Genomic DNA, 12412 nt, shown 5'->3' with positions numbered 1-12412 from the left:
AATAGAGCTATTAAAGGATTACAAACCTCTTCTACATACAATCACTTCTGATAATGGAAAAGAGTTTGCAAACCATCAAAATATAGCTAATGCGTTACAGATTGCCTATTATTTTGCAAAACCTTATCACAGTTGGGAAAGAGGCGCTAATGAAAATTTAAATGGTTTAGTCAGACAATATTTCCCGAAAATGAGTAACTTCGATTTAATTACACAACAACAAATAGATAGAGTTGTAAATATTTTAAACAATAGACCAAGAAAGAGATTTGGTTTTAAATCGCCTAATGAAGTTTTTGCAGATAAATTAGACAAAATAGCAACTGTTGCATTTATAACTTGAATTCACGAGAGTTATTGTATCTGATTTTATTTATGCTAGTAAAGTAAAAGATTTATTAAGATTAGAAGACTATATGTCTGTGGTTAAGAAAGGGATAAACTATAATCATTCATTGATTAATACAATCTCTTTGAGTACAGCCGAGTTAAGTAACAGCTTGTTATTTACCAGAGGATTGTATTTTTATATAGCAGCAGGAATCTTCCTTATATTCTCATTAGCATTATTTACTTTTTTGATACGTAAGATTGAGAAAAGAACAATAAACTATTTAAGTGTTAATCAGTTGTCTTTTGTCCTAGACTCATTACTTACCATAGATACTAATCCAGACTGCGATACCGATTTAATGTCTATAGAGACTAAGATACGCCTTATTGAGTATATAGAGAAGTTTGAGAGAGAGCACGGTTATAAAGATCCATTAGTTTCGCTCACTACTTTATCCACCAGTTTTGGAACCAACCGCAGTTATTTATCCGCTATTTTAAAAGAGAGAAACAATGAAAACTTTAATACTTATATCAATCGGTTAAGAGTAGAGTATGTATTAGAGTTATTGAGAAGTGAAGGAGATTTGAAATTTTGCAAGGTAGCCTATATTTCATCATTAGCAGGTTTCTCTTCCCATAGTCAATTTTCTACTGTTTTTAAACGAGTGAAGGGAGTAACATTCACAAAGTATATAAAAGAGGAGTCTTTTTAGTTTTTGGATTCGTCAAATCCAGGTGTTTTGTGAAATTCAAAAGAGTTTTGTTATTGATTTTTGTGTTTTACAAAATTAAATTTATTGTGAAATACATAAAAGTAATGGTGTTTTTTTAACTATTATTTATTTTTTTAGTTTTCAATTTGTATAAACTTTAAAACCTAAGTTATGAAAAAAAGATTACTTACAGTAGCATTATTAGTTAGTGGTTTAACTGGTGCTTATAGCCAAGTAGGTGTTGGAACTTCTGCACCTATATCGTCATCTCAGTTAGAAGTAAAAGCGACAGATAAAGGGGTTTTGATACCTCGTATAGAACTTACCTCATTAACTAGTTTTAGCCCAATAGATGGTACTCAAGCTGAGAGCTTATTAATTTATAATACAGCAACATCAGGAACTGGAAATACAGCCATTACACCAGGTTTTTATTACTGGGTTTCGGCAGTTACAGGATCTAATCCTGTCGCAGCACACTGGGAGCGTATTGTTAATCAAGCTCAATTAGATACAGCTATTGGCAATATCAGTAACTTTCAGACTAGTTTAGATAAAGTAATAGCCTTATTAAGAACAGCCTTTCCAGCCAATAACTTAATAGATCTAACTAAGACCGGAGACACTTATGGAGGAGGTATGATCTTCACACCAGGAGCTAATCCAGTTGTAGAGTACCTTTACTTTGATACTGCTAGTTCTAGCTATGTGAAAAAGAATATTACCAGTGATATTATAAGTCTGTTAAATGGTAGTGAACCTAAGACATTATTAGTAAAAACTACAGATAAGACTAAGCAGTATTACATATCAGAGACTTATTTAATAGCTAATAATAACACAGAGCCTACTCAGCAGGTCATAGATGGTTGGACCACTTTACCAGCAGGAGTATACCAAGTTGATGTTATCGGTGGGGTGGTAAACAATATTAAAGAGATTATTAAAGCTCCTATTAATATTACAGAAGGCTCTAACACATTTACCACTGTTGAGCAGTACATTCAGCATATAGCCTCTCTGATAGAAGGCAATGTGATTTATAAGAACACAGGATCTGTTGCAGCTCCAGTATGGGAATTTCAGTATTGGGATGGTACACAGTACAAAACAATTTTATTAAGTGATTTAATAGGTGCTTCTGAGTCAAAAACCACTTTTGTACAGACCACAGATAAGAGCAAGCAATATTATATTTCAGAGGCATATTTAGTGGCAAATAACCAGGTGTTGCCTACTGAGCAAGTCGTAAATGGATGGAATCCAACAAGCCTTCCTAGTGGGGTATATTACCTTGATGTACCTAATGGAGTAGTTCATAATTTTAATACAATTGTAAATAGTCCTGTGACTGTAAATAGCGTTAATTATACTACACTAGAAAAGTATATTCAGGAAGTCACTAAGAATCTGCAAGACGGGATGACTAAGATTATTTATGATGGAACAACTGGCGATGTAGTTTTCCAAACGTGGAATCAAACTACCAGTCAATGGGATACAGTAGATAACACTAAGTTTAAAACCATTGTAAAGGCGAGTGAATCTCAGACTCAAGTAGGAAAAAGTGTAGCTAATGCTGCTTATACTCCAGTGCTAGTTGATAGTAAATCTGCTGAGAAAATTGTGTATGAATACATAACAGAAAATGCACAGGTTAAGAACTATATTGATTTAACAGCAGATATTAAATGGTCTATTGACAATAATACAGAAGTTAAAAATGCAATATCTAATATCTTAAGTGCAGGAGGCAATGTGTATTTTACCCGTACAGATATAGCAGCAGGTACCCCATCGGGGCAGTTAGCTATACCAGCGTTCTCTTTTTATACCATCAATGAGACCACTAAATTAAAAGAAATAGTAGATATTTCTCAGGTTGTTGTCAATGCGATTACCAATGCTACTGCTGAGCAAAAACAAGATATTAAAAATCAGCTAGGAGATACTTATAGTAGTACAACTATTGTCAATACAGGTGATACTTGGATCGATGGAGGCAAAATATACAAAGGAGTATTTAACGCTACAGTGGCAAAAGGAACTGCCGATGTATCGGCTATTACCCTAAGTGTACCTGCTGGTAAATCAGTAGGAAATGTCATCGGTATAAAGCTGTTAAACGCTGCCACGAATCAACTTATCAATACAAGTACAACAGATGTTCTAGTCAATGTAAATGCGCTTACTTTTAAAATTGGTGTTGGTAATTGGTATGCTCTTTTACCAGAAGTGATTACACAGGATTTTTCTATTAAAGTAATTGCAGAATACTCTGTTAAGTAAAAATAAAGTGCTATTGAGTCATACCCCTAATAGTAGGGAAGGATTATTAGGGGTAATTGTAATTATTTAAAATCTAGGAGTATGAAAAGTCACTATTTATTAATTTTTGTTTTTGGTGTTTTTAGTGTTTTCACAGTAAAGGCACAAAATGGTATTGGAACATCTAAACCTAATGGTTCTGCTCAATTAGAGGTAACAGCTCTTGATAAAGGCGTTTTACTTCCTAGAGTAGCACTGAGTTCAGTGACACAGCAATTACAGACTAACGTGGCTAATGCGAATTCGTTGATGATATACAATACCACTAATCTTGTCTCTTCAGGGCTTGTACCAGGATATTATTACTGGCTAGAGGATACGGTAACTCCGTCTAAGAGTAAATGGACAAGAGTAATTAACTCTGATGATAAACTTGTTAAGTCAAGGTTTTTTTATATGCCATCCATTGTGATAAATACATCAGCAGTGGGAGCATTTAAGCGAAATCTACATGCAGAGTATCTAGCGCAGTTTACCGGTAAGACATTTGTTATGGATGCAAATGGGGGAACTATTAATTCAAGTTTGCCTAGTGTTAAGTTTATTAAAAGTACAGGAGGTACCCCTGAGACTACAGCTCCTGCTGAGATACCTAATTTGCCATTAGCTACAGATATGTGGTATTATATTACAGATTATGACACCTCTGCTTTAGAGAATTTAAGTATTGATCAGAATGGTGTATTAAGCTATACAGTTAAGGGAACAGGGACTGATTACTCTTTTGTCAATGTTGTTTTTGTAATTAAGTAGTTGTCTAATATTTAAAACTAGAGAACATGGTGAAATATTACAAAATATACAAAAGCCTTTTATTGATTTTGTTTTTCTTGATGCAGACTAGCTTGCTTGGACAACCCGTTAATTCTGCAGGGGTTAAAAGTAGACCTACGAGTTCTGGTAGTAATCCTAAACCATTAGGAGGTGGGGACTATATGCCATTAGCCGAGAGACAAAAAGCTTATGATACAAACGAAGATAGTTTTACTCAGGTAAAGTCATCAACATTAGAATCATATATTTTAACGCTAACGCATCCTAGTGCGATAGATGGGACTAAGCATGTGTATTACATAAAGTTAAGTAGCTCAGAGAATGAAACCTTAGATTATATATTAGGTGGATATGTAGGTACTCTTTTGAAAGATATTTTAGGTGGACTACTTGGGGGACTTCACGAGACAACTTTTACCTTTAATCAAGGTACAACTCCTGTTTATAAAGTTGGATTACGTGATTATAAGGATACTGATGAGTCTAAAATACGTTTTGTAAAGGATGCAAAAGGCAACTACTATGCTAGGGTTACTGCAGGGGCAAATTTTAATCAGATTGTTATACAAGACCAGACTTCAGGATTAGGAGGTAGTAATTATATGAATATTTATGATTCGTTCTATTATTCTACTTTGCCATCTTGTCCAGAGATACTTACTAATTACAAGGCTACTGGTGAGGTTTTAACACTATTAGGTAGTACTACGCGTCCTATTACTAATGAGCATTTTGCTATTGATAGTGATTTGCAGAGTTTTACCACTATAGGTAGTTCTAAGTTATTATCTGTTGGATTGAATAATCAGATAGAACAGTTTTTCTATTTGCCAGAGGAGACTAATAAGAAAGTAGTACGCTTAAAGATGCAGATGCCTTCTGGGCTTTTAAAAGCTGATGTAGCCTCGGGAGTAGAAGTTCTTTTTTATAGTAATAATGCTGTAGTCAGTACAGTTAAAGTGAATCAAAGTGTTTTAAAGGCTGATGTCTTAGGAATTATAAATGGTGGAGGTAATATCCCTTTTAGCTTTTTAGCAACGCCAGATAAAGACGTCAATGGCAATTTTGTAAAATACGACAAAGTTTCCATTAGGGTTAAGAAGCCTATTTCGGTAGGAGTTTTAGCCTCTAGTGGAGATTTACAGCTATATGATGTTGCTTTTGTTGATGCTAGTCCTAAGATAGTTAATAGATGCTCAAGAGAGTTTATAAATGCAGGTATACGAGAGCGCAAGTTTGATTTAACTCAGATGATCCCTAGTTATGATGCTAGTCATGAATATGTTATTGTCAATCAACAACAGAAAGAAATTCCCTTTAAGACTGCAGCAGAGAAAGAAGCCAATAAGTGGCAACCTTTGGGAACCTATTATATAAAAGGGATAAATACCTCAGAGTATTGCCCTAATGTATATGCGAGTTTTAATGTTCAAGATCAGCAGGATTATAAGATTACAGGTAAGTCTTCTATAAGTGTAAAGTTAGATGCAGATAATAATGGACAGCCAGATGCTTCGGTGCTTTTTAGCAGTGCATTATATCAATCTAATTTGCCAGGAGCTTCGGGAGTTCAAATCTTCGATGAGAGAACAAATCAAGACGTTACAGGACAGGCCATATCCTTTAATCAAATAGGAACGTATAACTATTATGTAAAGGCCAAAAATGCTGCACTGGATGCCAATGTGACTTGTGATATTATAAAGCGTATAACTGTTTATGTATACGATAAACAAGAGTGTGAGTATAAGTATAAACAAAGAGTAGCAACTCAGGTAAGTAAAGGAAATGTCCTAACAGGTGCTGTACTTAACGAAGCTAATGCAGCAGATCAGGATTTATCTACTTATGCGACAATCTCTAATCCTATAAATGTACTAGGAATAGGCACAGCTTGGGTTAATTTAATGTTTGACAATGTAGTGAATACACCTATTGCTGCAGGTACACCTGTTACCATTAAATTAGGGCAACAGTTTAGTTTAGTAGAACTCATAGGGGGGACTACGGTTCAGGCTTTAGATAAAAACGGAGCAACCATAGGTCCACTTATCTCCATTGGAGAGTTAGCACTAGTAAATTTACTTGCAGGAGACAATACTTTTGAATACAGTTTTATACCTAAGGACAGCGGGGGTAATGCCGTAGCCTATGGTGGCGTACGAGTATTAAATGGAGGTCTGTTAGGGGTAGCTACATCAGCTAGAGTATATGGTGCTTATATAGACGAGCGCATCGCTATAAATGCCTCTTTGGTTTGTGATACTAATACAGTTATAAAAGGAGTTAATCCCAACCTTGTGCTAAACGCTACCACTAAAGATGTTCTTTACGGAGTAGAAGATGCAGGTTTAGGTGTAGCTACGAGTTTATCAGGAGTTTTAAATCCATATTATGCTGTAGATGCAGTAGAGGGTTCTACTAGTTTAAGCGGAACACCTAATTATAATACAGCAGCTGTTTTTAATAGTTCGGCAGCCGTTTTAAATCGCCAGAAGTTAGTAGTCAAATTTAAAGAAATAGCACGTCCAGGTGATAAAGTTCAAATTGTAATGAGTGCGGAAGGAGGGATTTTATTGGATCTTAATCTGTTAAAGAATTTTACTATACAGCGTTTTATGGGAAATAACCCTATAGGCGATCCAGTACACTCAGAAGCATTTGAGATTATACGCTTAGATTTATTAAAGTTAATTAGCGATCAGGCCAAAGATAAATATGTAGTAAGTCTACCAGCTATAGGAGCGCCATTTGATCGCATAGAGATAAAAATGGACAATGTAGTTTCTGTTAACCTACTTGGAGTGAAAACCTATGTTTGGGATGTCTCTGTAGTGCCGACATTTACATTAGAGATAGACAGTAATAACCTATGTGTCACAGCTCCTTTAGAGATAGAGAAATTAGATGTTTGTACTACTTATGATCTTTCTTTTGCATCTGCAGAATACAGCTCGGTAATCAACCCTGTGACTAATCAGTACGATATTATAGGCTGGAAGGATATACCTAATTCATCACTGCATGAGATCACTAGTAATTCCAATGCTGATAAGCAGGTATTTGAATTAAAGAAGACCTATTCAAGTTATAGTAAAACAGATAATCTCTACTTAAAGATCACCACTAAACGCCAAGGCTGTCGTTATGGGAACGTGCAATATTTAAAAGTTATCGTCAAAAATTGCGGATCCATTGTCAACCCTTTAATACGCACTAGATTAGAGAGTAACTAACTTTAAAAGATAGAACTATGATAAGAAGTATTACGCATTTATTATGGCTATTGATAGTAGCCTTAATACCTAGTAAGTCTATTTATGCTCAATCTAGTGAATCTATTACTGTTAATAATGGGCAATTGTACATCATGCCTAATACACTAATTAGTACGTATTTTGACTTTAAAAATAGCAATTTAGCAACGGTCTTTAACAATGGAGAATTCCAATTTTATAAAGACTTATATAACGATGGATTGTTTACCTATAGCACAGGTAGCACTTCGAGTTTATCCAGTTTTAAGGGTATTGAAGTACAAGAATTACTAGGTTCTAAACCCATACAATACTTTAATGTATTGTTTGATAATAGTACTAAAACATACGCTTTTGACTTAAAGAATGATATCTCAATAGATGGAACAGCTGATTTTAACAAAGGAATTGTTAGAGTTAATCAAGACAATACCTCAGGAGTACTATTTGGCGCTAAAGGCAAACATATTCACACTAGTGATTTAAGCTATATTGACGGAGCAGTAGACAAGGTAGGAGATGCCTCTTTTATCTTTCCTATTGGCAAGAAAGGGTTGTATCGCAGAGCAGTAATATCAGCCTTAGAAGAGGTGCTTACGGCTTATTCTAGTGAGTACTTTTTTGAGCCAACAGATGCTGTTTATCCACATCAGAACAAACAACCTTCTATTACAGAAATTAATAAAGAAGAGTATTGGATTGTAAAGCAGGTTCAGGGCAAAGAAGATTCAGCTATAATCACCTTGTCTTGGGATGAGCGCAGTACCCCGAAAGAGCTTTTGGTCAATCCAGAGAAACAGCTTCACATTGTTAGTTGGGATGATAAGCAGAAGCTATGGATAGATCTGGGTGGGGTAGTTGATTTAGTTAATAAACAAGTTAGCACGCCTATTGAAGTAAAAGGGATGAGTGTTTTTACTCTAGGACTTGTGGCACAAGAGGATCCACCAGAGCAAGATATTGTTATTTATAATGCTGTATCGCCTAATGGTGATGGTAAGAACGACTATTTTTTTATTGAGAATATCAACAGATTTCCCAATAATACAGTAGAGATTTATAACCGTTGGGGAGTTAAAGTATACGATACGAAAAACTATGATAGTGCAGGCAATGTATTTAGAGGATATTCAAACGGGCGCGCAACTTTAAATAAGTCTGATAGACTTGCTACGGGTACTTATTATTATGTTGTAACCTATCAGTACAGCGATAATAGAGGAACGCAAATGAAAAAGAAAACAGGCTATTTACATTTGGAAAATCAATAAAGTCATGAAATTGAAAAAGAGAATTATATTATTAGGAGTGAGCCTATTATTAATAGGCTCCACTTCTATGCTTTATGCCCAGCAAGATCCGCAGTACACCCAGTATATGTATAATACCAATATGGTTAATCCCGCCTATGTAGGTAGCCGCGAGAACCTAAATATATTTGGTATCTACAGAGCACAGTGGGTAGGGCTAGATGGAGCACCTAAGACTGCTAATATATCAGTTACTACTCCACTTGGACAAAATGGGTTAGCCCTGGGAGTGAGCTTCACTAATGACCGTATTGGAGCGATGGATGAGAATAATATCTCTGTTGACTTGGCCTATACCATTGATTTAAACGAGGACTATAGATTAGCTTTTGGTCTTAAAACAACCGCTAATTTATTAAGCGTAGATTATACTAAGCTAAATATATACGACCCTACAGATCCCACTACACAGGTAAATATTAAAAATAAGTTTAACCCTAATATTGGAGCAGGTCTTTATATGTATTCTGACAAAGCCTATGTAGGAGTATCTGTTCCCAACTTTTTGACAACCGATAGATACAACGATAACGATCTCACTACGATGAGACAAAAGATGCACTTCTATCTAATGGGAGGTTATGTATTTGATCTAAGCCGCGATGTATTATTTAAACCCGCTGCTTTAGTAAAAGCAGTAAGTGGAGCCCCTTTACAAGTGGATCTAACTGCTAATTTCTTATTGTATGAGAAATTCACTCTAGGAGCTGCATACCGCTGGGATGCCTCAGTTAGCGCCCTGGCTGGATTCCAAATCAATAATAGTTTATTTATCGGATATAGTTATGATTTTGAAACAACCAAATTGCACCATTACAACTCAGGATCCCACGAGGTATTTATGAGATTTGAATTATTTAAGCGAACAAGTAAGGTTAATACACCTCGATTCTTCTAAAATACTACTTAAGAATGAGGTAAGTACAAGAATCTTTTTAAATATCAATTTTAGCAACCGCTCAATAGAGCAACAAAACAACAAACAATTTTTTTTTTCAACCGATCCCGCTGTTAGATCTAAAATGACAGATTATCCCAAAATAGCCACTTGAAAGAGTGGCTTTTTTTTTGGGGAGAAGGGAGAAGAGGGGTTACGGTAATCGGTTGACTGTTTACGGGTTTTGCCTTACTGGTATTATGTACACACAGCACGTCAATGTAGAGACGATTTATCAACCGTGTCACACAGATAACATCCACAGTAGTATAGGTGTAAGGTGTTACGCCCATATGATTGTGTGCTGATCACATCCGTAAACAACAAAAGCACAAAAAAAAAATTAATACAATAATCCAAATTGCCATAAAGGAATAACATTCAGAAAGCCAGTTTCTATATCATCTTTTACAACATAACTGTTCTCAATATTTTTAATTTGTTTTTGGCTTTTGTTTTTGCCTCCTATTTCAAAGGTTATATTCTCAATTAAGAAATCTGAGTCAGCAGAAGATATAACATTATGTTTTACTCGTGTCTGATTTAAGAAGAATGTTTCACGAATATTTCCAATATTTGAAGAATCACTTGCTAGGTTGTAGATCAAATTGGTATTGTCTAGATAGATTTTATCTACCTTGCCTAATCCTCTAATTCCCCCAGTATTGTCACGTAGTTGAGTGATTAGCCCAGCTTCTTCAATGTACAGACAATAGTCAGCAATATTATTTCTACTTACAGATAGCATTTCAGCTATTTTACTCATATTAGGTTTAAAAGGAGCACTTTGAGAAACGATAGCTAATAATTGTTTTAATTTTCTACCTGTAGCCACATTCATATTAGCATACATTGGAATATCATTCTCTAAAGTCTGATTAATTATCTGAGCCAAACGAATATCAAAGTCTTGTTCTAAGGCAAAAGGATAATAACCTTTCTTTAAGTAATCAGCATAGTATAATAAAGGTCTTTCTATCTCTGGAATATTAACCTTATGCTGTAGTACTTCTTGTAATGTGTATGTTTTAGAAGAAATGTTATGAAATAGTTTCAGATACTCTCGAAAAGACAAACCTTGCATATTATAGATAATAGCTCTACGACTTAAATCAGAAGCTCCCTTTTTAATATCAAGTACAGATGAGCCCGTAAATACAACTTTTAAATTTTTATGGTAATCATAAATCAGTTTGAGGTCTTTTGCCCAATCGGGGTATTTATGAATTTCATCAATAAATAAATACTTGCCTCCAAACTTGACAAAGGTATCAACTAACTCAATGATTTTATTATCCACAAAATAAAAGTCCTCTGCGGTAATGTAAAGTGTTTCTGTAGGACTTAAATTCTGTTTGATATATTGCAGGACAAGAGTAGTCTTACCTACACCACGGGGACCAATTAGACCTATCATTCGATTTTCCCAATTGATTTGATTATATATGTAGCGAAAGAAATCTGTGTTAGTCTGATTGATTAACTTGTTTGAATACTCAAATAACCGTTCCATACTGTTTATTTTATTACAAATATAAGTATAAATGCACTCACATAGTGCATTTATTTCAAATAAATGCACTATGTGAGTGCGATTTTATCTTTTTTTTGTTGTTACGGATTGTAAATCTGAGCCATCGGGAGTTAATCGAGCCTTGAAAAGCGATAAGTAAATAAATTATATAAATGAATTAGGATTGCAAAGCAACCTTATAGCTTTTAATAAGTACGCTATTCTTTTGCTTTTTTATGATATTAAAAAGTAATAGATAATTCCCCATATAACAATAAAGAATATGAGGTCAGTAGTTAGTTACCTACTAAACTTTTGATAGTTATAGGACTATGATTAATCATTCTCTTAAGAAGATTATTGAATATAGTATTTTTAGATTGAGATCTATTAATTCTAAAACAATACTCATCTAAGTATCTGTTTATATTTGAAGGAGATACCCATGAATAAGTTGTTCTAATCCATGATTTTACTTGATGAATCATGTTGTGTAACGCAATAAAATTCTTCCCTTTATTACTTAATATCTGTTTGATATTGTATTGTTTAGCAATAGGTCTATATCCTTTCCAAAGATCAGTGACTACCTTAGCTTGTTTATCGATATGGTTTTTAAATATTGAAACAAGTGATTTAGAAGAATAATCGTCTATTTTATTGGCATAAAAACGCTTTACTTGACCTAGATCATCAAGTTCTACGCAGCATACTATCTTCTTTTTTTTTACATCATAACTTCTACCTACTTTCCCTTCTTCATATCCTCCAATAGTAAACTCATCTACATGGATTTCTCCCTGCATAAGGTCTTTATTACTTGATTCCATGGCAATTCTCGCTTTATGCATAAACATTCTTGCTGTAGTTTCTGTTATGCCAAAGCGCACAGAAGTTTGTGAGGCTGATAAGGATTTAGTTGTCGTTGACATCTCAAAACAAATGAAAAACGCTTTACGTAAACTAAACTTAAGTTTATGAAATAAAGTCCCTGCAGTAGGGCTTTCAGTATGGCTACAAATATTACATGTACGAGATAAATTCTTTCGAATTTGACTCTTGGTATGACCACATCTTCTACATATATAGCCTTCTGACCACTTCATTTGAGATAGGTAAATCTTACAATCTTCATCTGTTTTAAAGCGATCGCTAAACTCTATAAGATTTTGTCCCTTAAAAATATCCATATAATTACCTGTTTTCAATACTTTAAAGATATGCATTTATCTGTTGACCTCATT

The 12412-nt window shown here is 34.4% G+C and carries 9 protein-coding genes; 7 read left to right on the top strand and 2 right to left on the bottom strand.

Annotated features, from left to right (window positions below):
- The 7 genes from BMX53_RS18455 to BMX53_RS18425 all read left to right on the top strand — a co-directional run.
- Window positions 1–343 (top strand): IS30 family transposase (locus BMX53_RS18455; RefSeq protein ID WP_143061462.1); only part of this gene is annotated, 343 nt, incomplete at its 5' end.
- A gap of 73 nt (window positions 344–416) precedes the next feature.
- Window positions 417–1049 (top strand): helix-turn-helix domain-containing protein, encoded by a 633-nt coding sequence (locus tag BMX53_RS18450; protein ID WP_074748389.1) that lies wholly within the window; start codon window positions 417–419, stop codon window positions 1047–1049.
- Between the two features lie 171 nt (window positions 1050–1220).
- Window positions 1221–3338: a hypothetical protein gene (locus tag BMX53_RS18445; RefSeq protein WP_074748386.1), complete on the top strand. Its 2118-nt coding sequence runs from the start codon at window positions 1221–1223 to the stop codon at window positions 3336–3338.
- Window positions 3339–3419: 81 nt separating this feature from the next.
- Window positions 3420–4130, top strand: coding sequence for a hypothetical protein (locus BMX53_RS18440; protein WP_038985695.1), 711 nt, complete (start codon window positions 3420–3422; stop codon window positions 4128–4130).
- Between the two features lie 26 nt (window positions 4131–4156).
- A complete protein-coding gene (locus BMX53_RS18435; RefSeq protein ID WP_143061461.1) occupies window positions 4157–7387 on the top strand; it encodes a hypothetical protein in 3231 nt (1076 codons plus the stop codon).
- 17 nt (window positions 7388–7404) lie between these two features.
- Entirely contained in the window at window positions 7405–8679 is a 1275-nt protein-coding gene (locus BMX53_RS18430) for a T9SS type B sorting domain-containing protein (protein WP_074748380.1), read from the top strand.
- Window positions 8680–8683: 4 nt separating this feature from the next.
- Window positions 8684–9616 carry a PorP/SprF family type IX secretion system membrane protein gene (locus BMX53_RS18425; protein ID WP_074748377.1) on the top strand — a complete coding sequence of 311 codons (933 nt, stop codon included), beginning with the start codon at window positions 8684–8686 and terminating at the stop codon, window positions 9614–9616.
- Between the two features lie 382 nt (window positions 9617–9998).
- Here the strand turns inward: BMX53_RS18425 and BMX53_RS18420 are convergent, their stop codons facing one another.
- Window positions 9999–11168, bottom strand: a complete 1170-nt coding sequence (locus BMX53_RS18420) for an ATP-binding protein (RefSeq protein WP_074748374.1) — start codon at window positions 11166–11168, stop codon at window positions 9999–10001.
- Between the two features lie 296 nt (window positions 11169–11464).
- Window positions 11465–12358, bottom strand: coding sequence for an IS1595 family transposase (locus tag BMX53_RS18415; protein WP_063176900.1), 894 nt, complete (start codon window positions 12356–12358; stop codon window positions 11465–11467).
- Between the last annotated feature and the right edge of the window lie 54 nt (window positions 12359–12412).

This window comes from Myroides marinus (assembly GCF_900109075.1).
Lineage (GTDB): Bacteria > Bacteroidota > Bacteroidia > Flavobacteriales > Flavobacteriaceae > Flavobacterium > Flavobacterium marinum_A.
Note: the sequence above shows the minus strand (reverse complement) of the source record. Positions and strands in the feature narration are given on the sequence as shown.

Bases quoted from the DNA above. Each gene is read 5' to 3' on its own strand.
- BMX53_RS18415 (WP_063176900.1), bottom strand. From the start codon at position 12,358: ATGGATATTTTTAAGGGACAAAATCTTATAGAGTTTAGCGATCGCTTT.
- BMX53_RS18435 (WP_143061461.1), top strand. From the start codon at position 4,157: ATGGTGAAATATTACAAAATATACAAAAGCCTTTTATTGATTTTGTTT.
- BMX53_RS18420 (WP_074748374.1), bottom strand. From the start codon at position 11,168: ATGGAACGGTTATTTGAGTATTCAAACAAGTTAATCAATCAGACTAAC.
- BMX53_RS18450 (WP_074748389.1), top strand. From the start codon at position 417: ATGTCTGTGGTTAAGAAAGGGATAAACTATAATCATTCATTGATTAAT.
- BMX53_RS18440 (WP_038985695.1), top strand. From the start codon at position 3,420: ATGAAAAGTCACTATTTATTAATTTTTGTTTTTGGTGTTTTTAGTGTT.
- BMX53_RS18445 (WP_074748386.1), top strand. From the start codon at position 1,221: ATGAAAAAAAGATTACTTACAGTAGCATTATTAGTTAGTGGTTTAACT.
- BMX53_RS18425 (WP_074748377.1), top strand. From the start codon at position 8,684: ATGAAATTGAAAAAGAGAATTATATTATTAGGAGTGAGCCTATTATTA.
- BMX53_RS18430 (WP_074748380.1), top strand. From the start codon at position 7,405: ATGATAAGAAGTATTACGCATTTATTATGGCTATTGATAGTAGCCTTA.